The sequence below is a fragment of the Photorhabdus akhurstii genome, assembly GCF_019090985.1.
In the GTDB taxonomy this organism is placed as follows: Bacteria; Pseudomonadota; Gammaproteobacteria; order Enterobacterales; family Enterobacteriaceae; genus Photorhabdus; species Photorhabdus akhurstii.
Genome location: NZ_CP020335.1, coordinates 5,552,679 through 5,571,415, shown reverse-complemented (window position 1 = coordinate 5,571,415; position 18,737 = coordinate 5,552,679). Strand labels below are relative to the sequence as shown.

Here is an 18,737-nt window from a genome sequence, read left to right as displayed (position 1 = left end):
CAGATTAAAGTGGTAACAGGTTAAAAAGGCAGATTTCTCAGGCAAAGTGATCGCATACAGAGTCCGCCGTTAGTGGGTTTGCAATTATTACATCTACAAGTCAGAGGTCATCATGAGCAATGGGATCAAAAGAATCGGTGTCTTAACGAGTGGCGGTGATGCGCCAGGTATGAATGCAGCTATTCGTGGTGTGGTTCGTGCAGGGTTAACCGAAGGGTTAGAGGTTTTCGGTGTTTATGATGGTTATCTTGGCTTGTATGAAAACCGCATGAAGAAACTCGACCGTTTCAGCGTATCCGACATGATTAACCGCGGTGGGACTTTCTTAGGCTCCGCTCGTTTCCCTGAGTTTAGAGATGAGAAGGTGCGGGCCATCGCTATTGAGAATATGAGAAGAAATGGTCTTGATGCATTGGTCGTCATTGGTGGTGATGGTTCTTATCTTGGGGCGAAGAAACTGACAGAAGCGGGTTTCCCTTGTATTGGTTTGCCGGGCACGATTGATAATGATGTGGCGGGTACGGACTATACCATCGGCTATTTCACTGCGCTGGAAACGGTGGTTGAAGCTATTGACCGTCTGCGTGACACTTCAACTTCCCACAAACGTATTTCCATTGTTGAAGTGATGGGGCGCTATTGCGGTGATCTCACTTTGTCAGCCGCCATTGCGGGAGGTTGTGAGTTTATTGTTCTGCCGGAAGTCTCATTTAGTTGTGATGAGCTTGTAGCTGAAATTAAAGCGGGTATCGATAAAGGCAAACGCCATGCCATTGTTGCAATTACTGAACATGTTTGTGATGTCTATGAACTGGCGAGACACATCGAAAAAGAGACGCATCATGAAACCCGTGCCACAGTCTTAGGCCATGTTCAGCGTGGTGGTTCCCCGGTTGCTTATGATCGTATTCTGGCTTCCCGTATGGGGGCGTATTCCATCCAATTATTGTTGGAAGGTTATGGTGGCCGTTGTGTTGGTATTCAGAACGAGAAACTTGTTCATCATGACATCATTGATGCAGTGCAGAATATGAAACGCGTGTTTAAACAGGATTGGTTGGAAACCGCGAAAAAGCTATATTGATCACGTCAATACCGGCAAATCTAAGTCTGTTGCAGCCTCGTTGGAGGCTGTAATTTGTCTTTAGATATTCCTATGGCATATAAATAAATGCTTTTAATTATTTCTGAGTGATAACGCTTTCTGTCAGCCTTGGATTTCATAACAGCCAAAAACAGTGTGGGAGAGATTCAAGTGAGAGTCAGATGGCATATAGCATTGGCGTTACTGTTGGTTACCAGTAGCAGTGTATGGGCAAAAGATCTTCAACTTCTTAATGTTTCCTATGATCCAACCCGTGAGTTATATCAGCAATATAATCAGGCTTTTAGTGATTATTGGCAGCAGAAGACAGGGGATAAAGTGATAATCCGGCAATCTCATGGTGGCTCGGGTAAACAGGCAACTTCTGTTATTAATGGCCTTGAGGCGGATGTGGTGACATTGGCTTTGGCCTATGATGTGGATGCCATTGCGGAACGTGGCCGGATAGCGAAAGCATGGATTCAGCGCTTGCCAGAGAATTCAGCCCCTTATACTTCAACCATTGTTTTTTTAGTGCGGAAAGGTAATCCAAAACAGATTAAAGATTGGTCAGATCTGGTTCGTCCAGGTGTATCTGTTGTAACGCCTAATCCAAAAACATCAGGTGGCGCACGCTGGAATTATCTGGCTGCATGGGGTTATGGGGTGATTCATAACAATCAGGATCAGGACAAAGCGAAAGCATTTGTTAAAGCCCTTTACCAGAATGTTGAAGTGCTCGATTCTGGCGCAAGAGGAGCGACCAGTACTTTTGTTGAGCGTGGAATCGGTGATGTATTAATTGCCTGGGAGAATGAGGCATTATTAGCGATTAATGCGCTTGATAAAGATAAATTCGAAATTGTGACGCCTAGCCTTTCAATTCTGGCTGAGCCGACGGTTTCTGTCGTTGATAAGGTCGTTGATAAACATCATAGCCGTGAGCTAGCAACAGAATATCTGCAATATCTTTACTCTCCCGTTGGACAGGAGATAGTGGCTAAAAACTATTATCGGCCACGTGATAAAACAGTTGCCGATAAGTATCGCTCTTCTTTTCCTGCGTTGGAATTATTTACTGTCGATAAAGTATTCGGTGGTTGGGGAAAAGCGCAAAAAGTGCATTTTGCGACGGGTGGTGTGTTTGATGAGATTATTCAGCGCTGAAAATGAATAGCCGCCGTAGGCATACGGCGGTCAATTATCGTTGAAATATGAATTAAGCTTTTTTCGCAGCAGCAGCGGCTTTTACAATAATAGCGAAAGCATCAGCTTTTAGAGAGGCACCGCCAACTAATGCGCCGTCAATGTCTGGCTGAGCGAATAGTTCAGCGGCATTATCCGCGTTCACAGAGCCACCGTACTGGATAATGATCTGTTGTGCGATTGCTTCGTCTCTTTTCGCAATATGATCACGAATGAATTTGTGCACAGCCTGAGCTTGTGCCGGTGTTGCTGATTTGCCTGTACCAATTGCCCAAACAGGTTCGTAAGCAATGACCGCGCCTTGGAATGCTTCTGCGCCCAATGTGTTCAGAACTGCATCAATTTGCCTTGCGCATACGGTTTCAGTCTGTCCGGCTTCATTTTCCTGTTCAGTTTCGCCGATGCACAAAACAGGGATTAGACCTTGTTGTTTAAGAATGGCGAATTTTTTCGCGATGAATTCGTCACTTTCTTGGTGGTAAGTACGGCGTTCAGAGTGGCCGATGATAATGTATTCTGCGCCAATGTCTTTCAACATTGTGGCGGAAGTTTCACCTGTAAATGCACCAGATAGGTTAACGTCAACATCCTGTGCGCCCAGAGCAATACGACTGCCAGCCAGCGCTTGTTTAGCCTGAGAGAGATAAAGTGCTGGTGGCGCGATAGCGACGTCACAGCCGGTAATACTGCTTAATTCTTTACGCAGGTCAGTGATAAGTTCGTTTACCATATGGGTACTGCCATTCAATTTCCAGTTACCCATCACCAATGGATGTCGCATGTTTTTTCCTCCAACCAGAGAAGTTTAAGTAGTGAGCTAAATTTAGGATCAATTCGGTAGATCAATGCTCCACAGTATAGTGATCATTACAAACAATAGCTTTTTTTATTCCTAAATTTGATTAGTTATCGGGTTCAGCTAACCATAGCTTAATCGGTTCAATGGCGAAAGTAAGCGTTTTTTCGCTACTATTTACCACAATATAGCGAATGGCGCCGATGTTGTGGCTGTAAAATGGCGATTTTTTGCTGTTTCTGAGCAAGTTATTAATGTTCTCTTTGCTCTGTTCCTGTGAAATAGTCGGGTTAAAGTGGCGCATCAGAGCTATCATGTATTGTTCTGCCAGAATATGGTTTTTCTGTGTTTCTGTTTCGCTTTCTGATGGTAATAATGTCAGTTGCAGGCTTTTGATTTTTTCACTTCCCCGCTCAAGTACGGCGGAAGAATAAAGTTTTTCATTGATTCTGCTGGCAGCTCGTGTCAGTGGCAGGTAAATGTTTTTACTTATGATTACCCGATACTCGTGTAGTGGCAATGTTGGATTGCGGCGATTATATTTTTCGCGAAATCGCGGGATGGTTTCATCAAAAGAGGGAGCATTTGGTAGAAGATAGGTTGCTTGCACTGTGGGTCCAGTGGTTGTGGATTCATCAGCATTGGCTACCAACGGCAAACCGATGATGCTTGCCGCGAATATTATGGCTAGAAATTTATTAACGTCCATTTTCATGTTGCCGCTCGCTTAGGTTAAACTGCGCTGAGAAACAGAATACACGATTGGAAAAGAATAGATGACATTACAACAATGGGGTTTTTCATTCAAAGGACGTATTGGGCGGCGTGAATTCTGGATTGGCATTGGTGTTTGCCTGGCCTTGATGTTTGTTATCCTGACTATTCAGGGAATGAATTCTTTAGCTATGCACTATGCTGTTTTTGCCCTTGTTTTGGTGATGTATCCTGCAACGGCAATGATGGTTAAGCGCCTGCATGACCGAAATAAGCAGGGAGGGTGGTCGCTGCTTTTATTACTGGCGGGGGTGTTGATTGCTGTTGACTGGGGTGGTATGGCACCGTTCTGGCAATGGGGGATTGGCCGTTTTATCCCCACATTGATCATTGTAATGATGGTGCTTGATTGCGGTGTATTCCGTGGCACTGATGGACCAAATCGGTTTGGTGAAGCAACAGAGAAAGTGGATTTTATTTCTGCCAAAGATGACTGAAATTACCAATATTGCTCACTAGTAATATGCCCCGGTTTGCGGCGTAAGTGTTTTGTCATTCCACGCTGCTCTTTTAGCAGTTGTTGGGTATCTTTCACCATTTGAGGATTACCGCATAGCATAATATGGCTGTTGTCATTGTTCATCGTAAGCCCGACTGCGGCCTCAAGTTCGCCGTTCTCAATCAGTGCCGGGATACGGCCGGTCAGTGAGCCGGGGTTTTGTTCACGGCTGACGATAGTTTGAATGCGTAATTTGCCATTGAAACGCTCAACTAGTTGTTGCATTAAGGGCAGATAGCTTAAATCCTGTGTGAGCCTGACTGCATGCACCAATACGATGCTCTCAAATCTTTCCAGGTAGTCCCCTTGTTGAAGAATTGACAGATAAGGGCCAATGGCTGTTCCCGTTGAGAGCATCCATAATGTTTTGCAATCAGGTATTTCATCAAGAATAAAGAAACCTGCGGCTTGTTCTGTCACTAGTAGATCATCACCGGGTTGCAGTGCTGCTAATCGTGGACTAAGTTTGCCGTCAGGAACTGTCACTAAATAGAATTCAAGATTATTATCTGTCGGAGCGTTAACGTAAGAGTAGGCCCGTTGTACCCGTTCATCATCTATTTCCATCGCCAGTTTTGCAAACTGGCCCGCGGTAAATTCTTCAACCGGTGCATGCATCCTGATGCTAAATAAGGTATTCGTCCAGTGAATAACTTGTGTAACTTTTCCTGTAACCCAGTTTGCCATTGGAACTTATCTCCTATCCCGAAAGAAATCTCCAAACCGTTTGTTTTTACGTCGCTATTTTAGTCCTATAGAGATAAATACCATTATCGATTCTGTGTTATAGAAAAATTAACCATTATTTTATTAATACTTAGTTTTATATGTACATATTTGTTGCCAGATATGGCGTAATTAACTGTTATTTTTTCTACAAATAAAATTGTGCACTATCTCGCAAAATATTTTAAATTTGTTAAGTTAGTCACATTAGTGGAGTAAGAGAATACAGGCCATTTTTTACATAGCCTGGGGTTTCTTGTGACTTTATGAATTGTATAAACTTATTGTGAATGCGATGAGAAAATTAGAAAACTTTCATTTATTGCTGACATTGATTGCACTGGCTGCTGTAGGGCAGATGACACAGACAATCTATGTGCCTGTTATTGCAGATATTGCTAAAGACTTTAATGTGTCGACGGGTTCTGTACAACGTGTGATGGCCGCATATCTGTTTTCTTATGGGCTTTCGCAGCTTTTTTACGGCCCTCTTTCAGACCAGATTGGCCGGCGCCCGGTTATTCTGGCCGGTATGATCATTTTCCTGTTTGCGACTGTCTGTGCTTTATTTTCTCCTAATTTGGATGTGTTGGTTGTTGCCAGTGCTTTGCAGGGGTTGGGAACAGGAGTTGCAGGTGTGATGGCCAGAACGATGCCAAGGGATTTATATACTGGCACTGCGCTGCGTTATGCTAATAGTTTGTTGAATATGGGAATTTTAGTTAGCCCGTTACTTGCGCCGATGATTGGCGGTGTGGTCGCGCATTTCTTTGGTTGGCGTTCCTGTTATCTGTTTTTATTGCTTTTGTGTATTGGTGTCGTTTATTACGTGTTTTGTAAGTTGCCGGAAACCCGGCCACAGCAAACCGAAAAACGAAAAATGTTCACCTCTTTCCATCAACTGTTATCGAATAGCTCGTTTACTGCTTATTTGGTGATGTTAATTGGTGGTCTGTCAGGGATTGCGGTCTTTGAGGCTTGTAGTGGGGTGCTGATGGGAGGAGTGCTTGGGTTGAACAGTATTACCGTCAGTATTTTGTTTATTTTGCCTATTCCAGCGGCTTTCTTTGGCGCGTGGTATGCCGGGCGAGAAGGAAGAACTTTTTATAATTTGATGTGGCATTCGGTGGTTTGCTGTTTATTGGCCGGTGCATTGATGTGGTTGCCAGGATGGTTAGGTGTAATGAATATTTGGACGCTATTGGTGCCTGCCGCCCTCTTTTTCTTTGGTGCAGGAATGTTGTTTCCTCTGGCAACAACCGGGGCAATGGAACCATTTCCTTATCTGGCAGGTGCAGCAGGGGCGCTAGTCGGCGGTTTGCAGAATGTTGGCTCTGGCTTGGCAACTTGGTTATCTGCAATGCTGCCGCAAAATAATCAATTCAGCGTGGGTATGCTGATGTTTTTTACGTCAATTTTGATCCTGCTTTGTTGGTTACCATTAGCGCATAGGATGCAGCGTCACGGGCATGTCGTTTAATCAAACAATTAAAGAAAGGGGGCATTCATTCCCCCCTTTCACATTTTATTCAGAAAATCTTAGTTTTTATCTTCCCAATCTTGTGCGCGGGCAACTGCCTTTTTCCAGCCATTGTATTTGTAATTTCGTTCGGTGGTTTCAATGCCCGGACGGAACTCTTTTTCAATGGTGGCTTTGCTTTTCACTTCATCGAGATCTTTCCAGTAACCAACCGCTAATCCTGCGAGGAATGCTGCGCCCAATGCGGTGCTTTCACGCACCACAGGGCGTTCTACACGGGTGCCAAGGATATCTGATTGGAATTGCATCAGGAAATTATTGGCAACAGCACCGCCATCTACCCGCAGTGCTTGCAGCCGGGTGCCTGAATCAGCCTGCATGGCATCCAGGACATCGCGGGTCTGATAGGCGATGGATTCCAGCGTCGCACGAATGATGTGATTACTATTGGTGCCGCGGGTCAGGCCAAAGATTGAGCCGCGGGCGTAGGGGTCCCAGTAGGGGGCGCCAAGGCCGGTAAAAGCGGGAACCACATATACGCCGTTACTATTTTTAACTTTGGTGGCAAAGTATTCGGAATCAGTAGCATCTGCAATAAGTTTCAGTTCATCACGTAGCCACTGAATAGAAGCACCACCAACGAAAACCGCACCTTCAAGTGCATAGTTCACTTCACCGCGGGGACCACAGGCAATGGTTGTCAGTAATCCATGATTGGAGCGAACAGCATCTGTACCTGTATTCATTAGCAGGAAACAGCCTGTTCCGTAGGTGTTTTTCGCCATACCCGGTTGGACACAAAGTTGACCATATAGAGCAGCTTGCTGGTCGCCTGCGATACCTGCTATAGGGATCCGGGTGCCGCCTTTACCGCCGATGTTGGTCTGACCATAAATCTCAGAAGATGAATGAACGGTAGGCAGTAGGGAGCGCGGGATTTGTAACTCATCAAGAATATGCTGATCCCATTCCAGATTGTGAATGTTGAACAGCATTGTTCGAGAGGCGTTTGTGAAATCGGTAACGTGAACTCGGCCTTGGGTCATTTTCCATACCAGCCAAGTATCCACAGTACCGAACAGTAGCTCACCTTTTTCAGCCCGTTCACGGGCGCCTGGGACATTATCTAAGATCCATTTTATTTTGGTGCCAGAGAAATAAGGGTCCACTACCAGCCCTGTATTCTGGCGAATATATTCTTCCAATCCCTCTTTTTGTTTTAGTTTAGTACATGCGTCCGCGGTACGGCGACATTGCCAAACGATGGCATTGTAGATAGGTTTACCGGTTTCTTTTTCCCAAATAATCGTCGTTTCACGTTGGTTGGTAATCCCAATACCGGCAATCTGATCAGAACTAATATCCGCTTTTGCCAATACTTCTACCAAAGTTGAGCTTTGGGTTGCCCAAATTTCCATTGGATCGTGTTCTACCCAACCCGGTTTAGGATAAATTTGCGCAAATTCTCTTTGAGAAATTGAGATAATATTGGCGTTGTGATCAAGAATTATCGCTCGGGAGCTGGTAGTTCCTTGATCAAGGGCGACAATATATTTTTTCTCAATCATATTTTCTGTTGTCATGATAATAACCTGTTCTGGTAATGCTCTACTCTAGGCTCTCTTTTTCTTCTGATCTTCAGTTTTATGAACATCAGATGGTAAATGGCGACCAATAAGTTTGCGGTAGCCAAATGCTCCCACAATACCGCCGATAATGGGTGCGGTCAGAGTAACCAGACAGTAAGGGATTTCACGTCCACCTGTCAGGGCAATATCTCCCCAACCCGCTAGATAAGCAATTAGTTTGGGACCAAAGTCACGGGCCGGATTCAGCGCGAAACCGGTTAATGGACCGAATGCTCCACCGATAACGGCAACCACAATACCAATCAGTAACGGAGCCAGAGGACCGCGAGGAATACCGTTACCATCGTCAGTTAGTGACAGAATTAAACAGACCAGAATAGCGGCAATGATAACTTCTATCATAAAAGCTTGAGAAATGGACAGTGACGCCATTGGATAAGTAGAGAATACGCCCGCTGTAAACAAGCTTTCAGGAGTGCCGCGAACGATATTATGTACTTGTTCGTAATCAAGGAATACGCTGTAGTACATCATGTAAATGAGAGCGGCAGCGATAAAGCCGCCAATCATCTGGGCAATAATAAAAGGGATAACTTTTTTGCCGTCAAAACGGGCAAACAACCATAAGGCAATTGTCACCGCTGGGTTAAGGTGAGCGCCGGAAACACCTGCGGTAAGATAAACAGCCAACGCAACGCTCATGCCCCAAATAATACTGATTTCCCATAAACCTAATTGTGCGCCGGCAATACGTGCAGCGGCAACACAGCCTACGCCAAGGAAAACCAATAGTGCGGTACCAAGAAGCTCAGCGATACATTGTCCGGTTAATGTCGTGCTAGTGGTTTGGCTCATATGTTCTATCCTACGAAGAAGATTTTAGAGGGGTAGTTATTATTGTCGCCTTCCAGCATTGAAAGGAGGAAAGTGTAAATTTATCGTTAATGCGCGGAAACGAGAAATAGCGAAATTGAAATGTGTGTGTTGTGTCAACAAAATGAGCGAATCCGCATTTATCCGCTATTTTGCTAAAAACTAAAGTGTGAGACACTTTGGGGTTTTTATTTGGTAGTTATTTTTCATGTGTTGGGGATGTTGCTAGACAGGGGCGCGTTGGCTACATACAATCAGACAATTGCTTATAAGGGGGAACCGAGAATGTCATTTGAAGTTTTTGAAAAGCTGGAAGCCAAGGTTCAGCAGGCGATTGATACTATTACCCTGCTACAAATGGAAATTGAAGAATTAAAAGAAAAAAATCGATCTTTGTCTCAGGAAATTCAGAATGCCACCAGCAGCCGTGAGTCTCTGACTCATGAGAATGAGCAATTAAAGCAAGAGCAACAAGTATGGCAAGAACGTTTGCGTGCCTTGTTGGGCAAAATGGAAGATGTTCAGTAATTACAAATTTCCAACAAATAAAAAGGGCGATCTAAAAAATCGCCCTTAATTCTATTATACGTTGCCATCAGATGATCTCATCTTCTTCACTCTCATCAAGTCCCAGTGGCTCTTCAGACAAAATGATACCGGTGTTGTCGGCATACAAATAATCGCCAGAGAAGAAGGTGACACCACCGAAATTCACCCGGATATCGCTTGCGCCGGTTCCTTCATCACGACAGCCAGCAGGAATAGCGGCTATAGCTTGAATACCGAGGTCGAACTCTGCTAGCTGGTCAACCTGACGTACAGCACCGTAAACAACAATGCCTTCCCATCCATTTTGCACAGCGAGTTGTGCCAGCTCAGCGTCAATTAATGCTTGGCGTACAGAACCCCCACCATCTACCAGTAAAATGCGTCCATGACCGTTCTCTTCAAGCAGGTCGTAAAGTAACCCGTTGTCTTCAAAGCATTTAACCGTGATGATTTGACCACCAAATGAAGTACGCCCGCCAAAATTGGAGAACATAGGTTCTACCACATTTACTTCTTCTTGATAGATGTCACAAAGCTCGGAAGTATCATATTTCATAGGATTTACGTCTGGTTAAGGTATGGAACGGTAAGTATATCCCTTTCAGGTGGATGTTAGCAAAATCATCAATTATTAAATTGATATTGTTAACAGGTATAGAATGATTAAGTTCAACCTCCCCGGAAAAGCAGCACAAATACTGTCTAGTTAAAAATAAGACCAACTGAAAATAAAATATTAGTCAGTAATGCCGCTTTAACCATCTGTCCCAACATTGGACGCATTCCCTCTGGTGTGGGTTCATTAAGTACATACCACATATGTTTGAACAACCAAGGCAAAGCGAGCAGGAACAGCCAGCCTGACCAGCCAGACGAGTTTTGTACGGTGAATAATGCCAGGCAAAGTATTGCTGTGATTATTAAACAGCCGTGATAATAACGGGCTTTTGTAGGGCCGAGGCGGACAGCTAGGGTGTTTTTGCCATGCCGTTTGTCATCTTCGATATCACGCAAATTATTGATATTTAAAACAGCAGTAGAGAGGAGACCACTGGCTGTAGCCGGGAGTATGACAACCGAGTCAAAAAAACCTGCTTGAAGATAATAAGTACCGGCAACACTTAACCAGCCAAAGAAAATCAGGACTGAAATATCGCCAAGCCCCATATAGCCATAAGGCTTTGCGCCAACGGTATAGGTAATTGCGGCAATAATTGCTAGCAGGCCAAGTACCAGAAAACCGAATATATCGCCGGGTTCTTCACAGGCAACGGCAATCAAGGCGCCACCAGACAGGCAAGCTAGCAGGACAATAATCTTCAGCGCTTTTTTCATCTGTGAGGCGGTAATAATGCCTTTTTGCATACCACGTAGTGGCCCGATACGCTTTTCAGTATCACTACCTTTGATAACATCACCGTAATCATTGGCGAGATTGGACAGAATTTGCAGTATGGCTGCTGTTAATAGCGCCAGTAAAGCAACCGGTAGCTTGAAATGCCCTGTCCAGGCAGCGAGGGCTGAACCAGTAATAATGGCTGCAAGGGCGAGTGGCAGCGTTTTAGGACGCAAACTTTCCAGCCATGCTTGAGTTTGACTAATGGAGGTTGATGAGTTCATTTCTGCGTTCACTTACTCCTGTAAATTTATAAAAAACAAATGGGAGGCAAGCCTCCCATCATTAATTACAGTGGATCAGGAATCGTATACACCGATTATAAGATAAAGCGGCTCAGATCTTCATCTGCAACCAGTTCATCTAGATGCTGTTTAACATAGTCGGCATCAATGTTAACTGACTGGCCTTGGCGTTCGCTGGCTTCGAAGGAGATATCTTCCATCAGCCGTTCAAGCACAGTATGCAGGCGACGAGCACCGATATTTTCGGTTGATTCATTTACTTGCCATGCTGATTCAGCGATTTTGCTGATGCCATCAGTCGTGAAACTGATATCCATTCCTTCTGTTGCCATAAGAGCTTTATATTGCTCTGTCAGAGATGCGCTTGGTTCAGTCAGAATACGCTCAAAATCTTCTGTGGTTAATGCTTGTAGTTCCACGCGGATTGGCAAACGCCCTTGTAATTCAGGGATTAGATCGGAAGGGCTGGCAACCTGGAATGCACCTGAGGCGATAAACAGGATGTGGTCTGTTTTTACCATGCCGTGTTTAGTGGATACCGTACAGCCTTCCACCAGTGGTAACAGGTCACGCTGAACACCTTCACGGGAAACATCAGGGCCTGAAGTTTGACCACGTTTACAAATTTTGTCGATTTCATCAATGAAGACAATACCGTGTTGTTCAACGGCATCAATGGCCTGTTGTTTCAATTCTTCCGGGTTAACCAGTTTAGAGGCTTCTTCTTCGACCAGTAGTTTGAAAGCATCTTTGATTTTTAGCTTACGAGATTTGTGTTTCTGACCAGCAAGGTTCTGGAACATAGATTGCAGCTGGTTTGTCATCTCTTCCATGCCCGGAGGCGCCATGATCTCGACGCCTACCGGTGTGGTAGCAACATCAATCTCGATTTCTTTATCATCCAGTTGACCTTCGCGTAATTTTTTACGGAATGCTTGGCGTGCGGCCGATGGTTCGACTTGCGTCTCCGTTTGTCCCCAATTATTTTTTGCTGGTGGAATCAGGACATCAAGAATACGCTCTTCTGCCAGTTCTTCTGCCCGATAACGGTTTTGTTCAATAGATTGCAGGCGAACCATTTTAACCGCAGCATCGGTCAGATCACGGATGATAGAGTCGACTTCTTTACCAACATAGCCAACTTCGGTGAATTTTGTCGCTTCGACTTTGATAAACGGCGCATTTGCCAGTTTTGCCAGGCGACGGGCGATTTCGGTTTTACCTACCCCAGTCGGACCAATCATCAGGATATTTTTAGGCGTTACCTCGTAGCGCAGCGTTTCATCTAGCTGCATACGACGCCAGCGGTTACGGAGTGCGATAGCTACAGCGCGTTTCGCTTTGTCCTGACCAATAATGTGTTTGTCAAGTTCGCTGACAATTTCGCGTGGAGTCATTTCAGACATACTATCTACCCTTACGCTTTTGAAGGAAGTTCTTCGAAGTTGTGATTATGGTTAGTGTAAATACAGATATCACCGGCAATGGTTAGCGCTTTCTCTGCGATTTGTCTGGCACTGAGATCGGTATTTTCCAACATTGCTCGTGCGGCGGATTGGGCGTACGGACCACCGGAACCAATAGCAATCAGGTCATTTTCTGGTTGAATGACATCGCCGTTACCTGTAATGATTAGAGAGGTATTTTCATCTGCGACTGCTAGCAGCGCTTCCAGTTTGCGTAGCATGCGATCAGTGCGCCAGTCTTTAGCAAGCTCGACCGCTGCCTTGGTTAGATGCCCTTGGTGCATTTCAAGTTTACGTTCAAACAGTTCAAACAGAGTAAAAGCGTCTGCTGTACCGCCGGCAAAACCCGCGATTACTTTGTCATTATAGAGGCGGCGAACTTTACGGACATTGCCTTTCATGACGGTATTACCCATCGTTGCCTGTCCATCACCACCGATTACGACTTGGCCATTACGGCGAACACTTACGATTGTAGTCACGAGTAAGCCCTTGGTTACAAAAATAGATAAATGTGACGCACGGTACTTTCGACAGTGTATACGGCTATCGAAAATACCGTGTGCACGGTGTTTAGCAGTATAGATGGGGGAGAATTATAATTTTTCAACCCCCAGTAACACGGAGAATGCAACCTGATACGCCAACGCCTTTCAGGCGCTCCCGCATTTTTTCTGCGGTGTTTTTACTGTAGGGACCAAGAACAACACGATGCCAGCCATCTCCCGTTGTGATCTGGCTTTCAATGCCCGCAAATGCCAGATTGGCGCGTACTGATTCAGCTTGGTCCATATTGCGGAATGAACCACATTGTAAAATCATACGCTGTGCCTTTTCTACGGGCTTTGGTTTACTGTTCTCAGCCGGTGGTAGCGTTTGTGGCTGAACTGGCTGAGTCTGCATTGATTGTTGCGGTAACGTTTGTTGAGGCTGTGGTTGCGGTCTTGTTTCCAGCGGTTGTTGTGTTTCCGTTGATGGCTTGATGATCACTTGTGAACGCGGCACTTGAACACCATTGTATGGTACTTCTGGCAGCGAAGTCGCCGGTTGGCGCATATCCGCCTGCATTTGTTCAAGTAACTGCCGTTGCTCGGCGGTTAGCTGAGTTTGTGAATTGATTTGCCCTCCGGATGAAGGCTCACGTGGTGTCTCAATGCCAACGGGACGATTTTCCAATTCTTTGATATAGCGCCAGCGTTCTTCCGGTTTTGGCGGTAACCCACTGTTTTGCTGAGAATGTTTTGGCACTACTTCTGATTCGCTTTTCTGTTTATTGTGGGTAATAAAGTAAAGGCCACCAATAAAGATAATGACTAATGCTACCGCGACAGCCAGTGTTGCTTTTGGCAGCCCTTGGGCTTGGTATTTTTTCTTATCGGTATTTTTACGGCGGGTGTTTGAACGCCCGCGACTCACATAATCTCGTTGTGCCACTGTCTAATTCGCTGAGTAATTTAAATAAAAGAAAATAATCGATATGTTACTTAACCTGCGGTTATTTGCCTAGCTTTTAGGCGAACAGGTGCTTTGCCGAATAATTAATTCTGATTCCAGTAACTGAGAACTGCCAGATGTTGTGTGGCCCTGAATTTGATCTAGCAACAGTAACATTGCTTTGTGACCAATTTGGTAACGGGGTTGGCCAACGGTTGTCAATGGCGGATCGCTGTACATGGCTAGACTTAAGTTATCAAACCCAATGATGGATAAATCTTCCGGTATTTTTAAGCCCATTCTTTTAGCCTGCCACATCACGCCAATCGCCATAACATCGCTGTGGCAGAAGATGGCTGTAGGGGGATCTAACAGAGAGAGTAGTTGTTCAGTCAATTTTGCGCCGCTTTCATGGGTAAAATTACCTTGGACAATATAATCTTCACGAATTGTCCCGCCAGAGCGACGCAGTGCTTGGATATATCCTTGAAGGCGATAGCGGCAAATCGGTATGTTTTCTGGGCCGGAGAGGCAAGCAATGCGTTTATGTCCCAATGTTTGCAGATAATGAGTGGCATTGAATGCGGCGGTCAGATTATCAATATGAATAGTCGGCAGCTCTAGCTCTGGTGCAAATTCGTTCGCCATTACCATAGGTGGTAGGTTTTTTTGCTCTTCTTTGCTGGCATCAAACGGGACATTAGAACCCAGTAACAACAGACCATCAATTTGTTTGGTGACAATCAGGTTAAGAAACGTGTGTTCCTGTTTTTGCTGATGTTGGCAATCACCGATTAAAACCAGATAGCCATGTTCTGCCGCTGTCTCTTCAATGCCGCAAATCACATCAGTGAAAAAGGGATCGCTGATATTTGGCACTATCACTAAAATAGTTTTTGACTCACCGCGTTTAAGATTACGGGATAAGTTATTTGGGCAATAACCCACAGCCAGTACAGCTTGTTCCACTTTTTGTCGGGTCTGGGAAGAAACCTTTTCTGGATTCATGAGTGTTCTTGATACTGTTGCGGTAGAAACGCCAGCCACTTCAGCGACATCTTTCATTGTTGCGGAGGTGCCATTCTTTTTCTGCTCCAAAACTCACTCCTCATTTCCTGACGGGTTAGTTAAATGATTGTCAATTTCTGGTTGCCGGGAAACCGTCAGTGACTTTAAGAAAAGTAATGACATGCGGTTTTAAGGTTATGACAATGTTATTAAGGGATCATTCTAAACAGTTTGGCAAATTCATTTATTCCTTAGTTTGTAAAAAAGTGTGATATAAATCATTTATTCGATATGGCTCGCAAATTAGTGAATAATTTTTCATTGATTACTGATTGTCAGGTGCGATTTTTTAAATAGTAAATAAGAGTATGTTTAATCTGCTCAGGTTATGTGTTTTAAAATAGAGGCAATTAATCGCTAACTGTCTGTTGGATCAACATCGATATTCCATTTCACTTTTCGAATTTGCGGCAAAGTTGTTATTTGTGAATAAACCATCGCCATGATTTTTTGTAAAAAAATTCTGGATGGATGTTGAATTAATAGTTGCCAACGATAACGACCGCTTCTTTTTGACTGTAATGCAGGAACCGGACCCATGATCCATAAGTTATCATCCCGCAAAGGATGATGTTCGAAAAGTAGGCGCAATTGCTGTAAAAAAGCAGGTGCTTGCTGATTATCGTGATCTTCTGACCGCAAGATAATATGGCTGGTAAATGGCGGCAAAAACACACTTTTGCGCTCATCCATAGCTTGAATAGCGAAAGCATCGTAGCCTTTATTGAGCAAAATTTGCAGTAATGGATGGTCAGGATGATGAGTTTGAAGAACCACTTCTCCTCGTTTACCTGCTCGACCAGCCCGACCAGAAACTTGTGTATAAAGTTGTGCAAAACGTTCCGCTGCCCGAAAGTCTGCTGAAAACAGAGCACCATCAACATCGAGTAAAGCGACCAGTGTGACATCAGGAAAATGGTGTCCTTTTGCCAGCATTTGAGTGCCAATCAGTATACGGGCATTTCCAGTGTGAATGTCAGCCAGTTGTTGTTCCAGTGTTCCTTTGCGGCTGGTGGTATCTCTGTCAATACGGGTAATGGGTACATCAGGAAATAGGGCTGAAATACCGTCTTCAAGCTGTTCTGTGCCAAGGCCAACAGGTTGAAGATGGGTAGAACCGCATTGCGGGCACTGGCGGGGAACGGGGCGTTGGCTGTCACAATAATGGCAACGTAACTGACGATGGTATTGATGCAGCGTGTAATAATGGTCACAGCGTTGGCATTCTGCAATCCAGCCGCATTCGTGGCAGAGTAAGGTAGGTGAGTAACCGCGGCGGTTAAGGAAAAGTATGACCTGATTGTTGGCTTGTAGATGTTCTTCAATACGCTTTATTAGTGGTTGAGATAACCCGACTTTGAGTGGTAAACCTTTTAAGTCCAATAGATGTTGAGTCGCTGGTTGAGCATGTCCTGCTCGTTTGGATAATGTCAGCGGGCGGTATTTGCCTTGTTGCACATTGTAAAGTGTTTCCAGTGCTGGAGTCGCAGAACCCATGATCACCGGGATATTCTCTTTTTTTGCTCTAAATACCGCTAGATCACGGGCATGATAACGCCAGCCCTCCTGTTGCTTATAAGAACTGTCATGCTCTTCATCGATAATGATGATGCCAAGACCGGAGAAAGGGGTAAATAGGGCTGATCGTGTACCGATGACAATTGCGTTCTCACCCTGTTGCGCCCGTAGCCATACAGCAAGGCGTTCACTGTCATTCAGGGCTGAGTGAAGAACATCAACCGGTGCGTTGAAACGTTCGCGGAAACGACGGATGGTTTGTGGTGTCAGGCCAATTTCTGGTACAAGTATCAGCGCTTGTTTACCTTGTGCCAAAATATTCTCCAGCACACTGAGATAAACTTCTGTTTTACCTGATCCGGTGATGCCTGCCAGTAACCAGGGAGAAAATTGCTGGTCTTCTGCGCGGATAGCTCCGACTGCTGTGGCTTGTTCGGTATTTAATTTCAGGCGTTCGCCGGTGATTTGGAAGTGATTTCGCCAGTTCTCATATCTAGGTTGCACAGGGTATAAATCGATAAGTGACTTCTTTTTGAGCGCCTGAAAAGCGCTTTCACTCAGTTCCAGTTCTGTAATCTGGTGGCGATATATTGCCTTACGGCGTAGGGTTGCCAGTACCTGCTGCTGTTTTGGTGAGCGTTTCAGTTGAGCCAGCGGTAATTCAGCACCGGCTGGAGTAATTTGCCATTGCCATAATGGGGCTGGTTCCGCGGGTTTTCCCTGACGAAGTAGTACCGGCAATGCATGGAACAGGACTTCACCGATGGGGTAATGGTAATAGCTGGATGCCCAGAGTAATAGTTGCCAAAGATTTTCTGAAAATAAGGAGCGAGTATCAAGAATAGATTCTATGGTTTTCAGTTGTTCTGCTGGAATATCACTGTTGTCAGCTATCCTGGTAACGATACCAATCGCTTTACGTTTGCCAAAAGGGACTGTTACTCGCATTCCTGCAACGGGTAATTGACCTTCTGTGGGCAACAGATAGTCAAAAGTGCGGGTAAGAGGGACAGGCAGAGCAACCTGAACGACAACCATAAAGTTATTCCGAACGATCAATAAATAAAGCGAAAAATTGGCTATAGGATATCATAGACAATAAACGGATTTCATTGCGAGATAGGCAGATCTTCTGTATGATCCGCCGCCTTTGGTATGGAAGATACCAAACTCATTTTATCAACACGACGTGTGGTGTCTGGCGGCAACAGGGCTGGATAGCGACACGGCCTTAACAGAGGTTATCCCATGAAAAAAGGTATTCATCCTAAATATGAAGAAGTTACTGCAACCTGCTCTTGCGGTAATGTAATGCAAATCAGATCTACCGTTGGTCACGCTCTGAACTTGGACGTATGCGGCCAATGCCACCCATTCTATACGGGTAAACAACGTGATGTTGCTACAGGTGGTCGTGTTGATCGCTTCAAGAAACGTTTCAACGTTCCAGGTGTCAGCAAGTAATTGCAGAATTGCGCCTGTCTGTAATGCCAGGCCAACTGGTACTAACGCCCGGTGTTTTGCATCGGGCGTTTTGTATTTTAGCCATATAAAAAATCCCTGAATTTCTACAGGAGTTTTTTGCGCTACTATCAATATTCCCAGGTATCGGGATCAATACCTAATTCCCGCATGATCTTTTTGGCAGCCTCTGGGATTTCATCATTACGCTCTTTGCGTAAATCAGCATCATCGGGCAGTGGTTGCCCAGTAAATGCGTGCAGGAATGCTTCACACAGCAATTCACTGTTGGTCGCGTGACGCAGGTTATTTACCTGGCGACGGGTGCGTTCGTCAGTGAGGATCCTCAACACTTTCAAAGGAATTGAAACTGTGATTTTCTTCACCTGTTCGCTTTTTTTGCCATGTTCAGCATAAGGGCTGACATATTCACCGTTCCACTCAGCCATGGGGTACCTTAAATAGTCGTAAAATCATAAAATTAAGCCAGATAACAACACCAGCTTTCGTTGTAACATATTGTCATTTTATCGTGATTTCCTTATCAATTATACAGTTATAGTATATGCGATA

General features: G+C 44.8%; 19 protein-coding genes. 6 read left to right on the top strand and 13 right to left on the bottom strand.

What is annotated here, in order from left to right; genetic code table 11:
- Positions 1 to 112 precede the first annotated feature (112 nt).
- Positions 113 to 1,084, top strand: a complete 972-nt coding sequence (gene pfkA, locus B0X70_RS24050) for a 6-phosphofructokinase (RefSeq protein WP_036814555.1) — start codon at positions 113 to 115, stop codon at positions 1,082 to 1,084.
- A gap of 189 nt (positions 1,085 to 1,273) precedes the next feature.
- On the top strand, positions 1,274 to 2,251 hold the full coding sequence (locus tag B0X70_RS24045; RefSeq protein WP_321208847.1) for a sulfate ABC transporter substrate-binding protein: 978 nt from the start codon (positions 1,274 to 1,276) through the stop codon (positions 2,249 to 2,251).
- 52 nt (positions 2,252 to 2,303) lie between these two features.
- On the opposite strand, the gene tpiA is transcribed toward B0X70_RS24045, so the two are convergent.
- Positions 2,304 to 3,071 (bottom strand): triose-phosphate isomerase, encoded by a 768-nt coding sequence (gene tpiA, locus B0X70_RS24040; protein WP_040148771.1) that lies wholly within the window; start codon positions 3,069 to 3,071, stop codon positions 2,304 to 2,306.
- 121 nt (positions 3,072 to 3,192) lie between these two features.
- Positions 3,193 to 3,801: a DUF1454 family protein gene (locus B0X70_RS24035; RefSeq protein WP_418889046.1), complete on the bottom strand. Its 609-nt coding sequence runs from the start codon at positions 3,799 to 3,801 to the stop codon at positions 3,193 to 3,195.
- A gap of 61 nt (positions 3,802 to 3,862) precedes the next feature.
- Here B0X70_RS24035 and B0X70_RS24030 point away from each other — a divergent pair, with 61 nt between their 5' ends.
- A complete protein-coding gene (locus B0X70_RS24030) occupies positions 3,863 to 4,297 on the top strand; it encodes a DUF805 domain-containing protein (protein ID WP_036780140.1) in 435 nt (144 codons plus the stop codon).
- Positions 4,298 to 4,299: 2 nt separating this feature from the next.
- Here B0X70_RS24030 and fpr read toward each other — a convergent pair whose 3' ends face one another.
- Positions 4,300 to 5,046 (bottom strand): ferredoxin--NADP(+) reductase, encoded by a 747-nt coding sequence (gene fpr, locus B0X70_RS24025; protein WP_036814547.1) that lies wholly within the window; start codon positions 5,044 to 5,046, stop codon positions 4,300 to 4,302.
- 334 nt (positions 5,047 to 5,380) lie between these two features.
- Here fpr and emrD point away from each other — a divergent pair, with 334 nt between their 5' ends.
- On the top strand, positions 5,381 to 6,565 hold the full coding sequence (gene emrD, locus B0X70_RS24020) for a multidrug efflux MFS transporter EmrD (protein WP_217470530.1): 1,185 nt from the start codon (positions 5,381 to 5,383) through the stop codon (positions 6,563 to 6,565).
- A gap of 59 nt (positions 6,566 to 6,624) precedes the next feature.
- Here emrD and glpK read toward each other — a convergent pair whose 3' ends face one another.
- Both glpK and B0X70_RS24010 read right to left on the bottom strand, forming a co-directional pair.
- Positions 6,625 to 8,148, bottom strand: a complete 1,524-nt coding sequence (gene glpK / locus B0X70_RS24015; protein WP_036780134.1) for a glycerol kinase GlpK — start codon at positions 8,146 to 8,148, stop codon at positions 6,625 to 6,627.
- 30 nt (positions 8,149 to 8,178) lie between these two features.
- The gene (locus B0X70_RS24010; protein WP_036780131.1) at positions 8,179 to 9,009 is read right to left on the bottom strand and encodes an MIP/aquaporin family protein; all 831 of its coding nucleotides are present in this window, start codon (positions 9,007 to 9,009) and stop codon (positions 8,179 to 8,181) included.
- 303 nt (positions 9,010 to 9,312) lie between these two features.
- On the opposite strand from B0X70_RS24010, the gene zapB reads away from it, so the two are divergent.
- The gene (zapB, locus tag B0X70_RS24005) at positions 9,313 to 9,555 is read left to right on the top strand and encodes a septal ring assembly protein ZapB (RefSeq protein ID WP_036780129.1); all 243 of its coding nucleotides are present in this window, start codon (positions 9,313 to 9,315) and stop codon (positions 9,553 to 9,555) included.
- Positions 9,556 to 9,622: 67 nt separating this feature from the next.
- Here zapB and rraA read toward each other — a convergent pair whose 3' ends face one another.
- From rraA to priA, 7 genes are all read right to left on the bottom strand, one after another.
- Positions 9,623 to 10,132, bottom strand: coding sequence for a ribonuclease E activity regulator RraA (rraA, locus tag B0X70_RS24000; protein WP_036780127.1), 510 nt, complete (start codon positions 10,130 to 10,132; stop codon positions 9,623 to 9,625).
- A gap of 146 nt (positions 10,133 to 10,278) precedes the next feature.
- Complete coding sequence (locus B0X70_RS23995) at positions 10,279 to 11,196, bottom strand: 1,4-dihydroxy-2-naphthoate polyprenyltransferase (RefSeq protein ID WP_036814570.1); 918 nt, start codon at positions 11,194 to 11,196, stop codon at positions 10,279 to 10,281.
- Between the two features lie 95 nt (positions 11,197 to 11,291).
- Positions 11,292 to 12,623 (bottom strand): ATP-dependent protease ATPase subunit HslU, encoded by a 1,332-nt coding sequence (gene hslU, locus B0X70_RS23990; RefSeq protein WP_036780124.1) that lies wholly within the window; start codon positions 12,621 to 12,623, stop codon positions 11,292 to 11,294.
- Positions 12,624 to 12,634: 11 nt separating this feature from the next.
- Positions 12,635 to 13,165: an ATP-dependent protease subunit HslV gene (hslV, locus tag B0X70_RS23985; protein WP_036780122.1), complete on the bottom strand. Its 531-nt coding sequence runs from the start codon at positions 13,163 to 13,165 to the stop codon at positions 12,635 to 12,637.
- 124 nt (positions 13,166 to 13,289) lie between these two features.
- Positions 13,290 to 14,117: a cell division protein FtsN gene (gene ftsN / locus B0X70_RS23980; RefSeq protein WP_036814541.1), complete on the bottom strand. Its 828-nt coding sequence runs from the start codon at positions 14,115 to 14,117 to the stop codon at positions 13,290 to 13,292.
- A gap of 69 nt (positions 14,118 to 14,186) precedes the next feature.
- Positions 14,187 to 15,215 (bottom strand): DNA-binding transcriptional regulator CytR, encoded by a 1,029-nt coding sequence (cytR, locus tag B0X70_RS23975; protein WP_217470529.1) that lies wholly within the window; start codon positions 15,213 to 15,215, stop codon positions 14,187 to 14,189.
- Between the two features lie 327 nt (positions 15,216 to 15,542).
- Positions 15,543 to 17,741: a primosomal protein N' gene (gene priA / locus B0X70_RS23970; RefSeq protein ID WP_217470528.1), complete on the bottom strand. Its 2,199-nt coding sequence runs from the start codon at positions 17,739 to 17,741 to the stop codon at positions 15,543 to 15,545.
- Positions 17,742 to 17,951: 210 nt separating this feature from the next.
- On the opposite strand from priA, the gene rpmE reads away from it, so the two are divergent.
- Positions 17,952 to 18,167 (top strand): 50S ribosomal protein L31, encoded by a 216-nt coding sequence (gene rpmE / locus B0X70_RS23965; protein WP_036780114.1) that lies wholly within the window; start codon positions 17,952 to 17,954, stop codon positions 18,165 to 18,167.
- Positions 18,168 to 18,295: 128 nt separating this feature from the next.
- On the opposite strand, the gene metJ is transcribed toward rpmE, so the two are convergent.
- Positions 18,296 to 18,613 carry a met regulon transcriptional regulator MetJ gene (gene metJ / locus B0X70_RS23960; RefSeq protein ID WP_036780112.1) on the bottom strand — a complete coding sequence of 106 codons (318 nt, stop codon included), beginning with the start codon at positions 18,611 to 18,613 and terminating at the stop codon, positions 18,296 to 18,298.
- Positions 18,614 to 18,737 lie beyond the last annotated feature (124 nt).

Bases quoted from the DNA above. Each gene is read 5' to 3' on its own strand.
- pfkA (WP_036814555.1), top strand. From the start codon at position 113: ATGAGCAATGGGATCAAAAGAATCGGTGTCTTAACGAGTGGCGGTGAT.
- tpiA (WP_040148771.1), bottom strand. From the start codon at position 3,071: ATGCGACATCCATTGGTGATGGGTAACTGGAAATTGAATGGCAGTACC.
- B0X70_RS24035 (WP_418889046.1), bottom strand. From the start codon at position 3,801: ATGAAAATGGACGTTAATAAATTTCTAGCCATAATATTCGCGGCAAGC.
- B0X70_RS24030 (WP_036780140.1), top strand. From the start codon at position 3,863: ATGACATTACAACAATGGGGTTTTTCATTCAAAGGACGTATTGGGCGG.
- fpr (WP_036814547.1), bottom strand. From the start codon at position 5,046: ATGGCAAACTGGGTTACAGGAAAAGTTACACAAGTTATTCACTGGACG.
- emrD (WP_217470530.1), top strand. From the start codon at position 5,381: ATGAGAAAATTAGAAAACTTTCATTTATTGCTGACATTGATTGCACTG.
- glpK (WP_036780134.1), bottom strand. From the start codon at position 8,148: ATGACAACAGAAAATATGATTGAGAAAAAATATATTGTCGCCCTTGAT.
- B0X70_RS24010 (WP_036780131.1), bottom strand. From the start codon at position 9,009: ATGAGCCAAACCACTAGCACGACATTAACCGGACAATGTATCGCTGAG.
- zapB (WP_036780129.1), top strand. From the start codon at position 9,313: ATGTCATTTGAAGTTTTTGAAAAGCTGGAAGCCAAGGTTCAGCAGGCG.
- rraA (WP_036780127.1), bottom strand. From the start codon at position 10,132: ATGAAATATGATACTTCCGAGCTTTGTGACATCTATCAAGAAGAAGTA.
- B0X70_RS23995 (WP_036814570.1), bottom strand. From the start codon at position 11,196: ATGAACTCATCAACCTCCATTAGTCAAACTCAAGCATGGCTGGAAAGT.
- hslU (WP_036780124.1), bottom strand. From the start codon at position 12,623: ATGTCTGAAATGACTCCACGCGAAATTGTCAGCGAACTTGACAAACAC.
- priA (WP_217470528.1), bottom strand. From the start codon at position 17,741: ATGGTTGTCGTTCAGGTTGCTCTGCCTGTCCCTCTTACCCGCACTTTT.
- rpmE (WP_036780114.1), top strand. From the start codon at position 17,952: ATGAAAAAAGGTATTCATCCTAAATATGAAGAAGTTACTGCAACCTGC.
- metJ (WP_036780112.1), bottom strand. From the start codon at position 18,613: ATGGCTGAGTGGAACGGTGAATATGTCAGCCCTTATGCTGAACATGGC.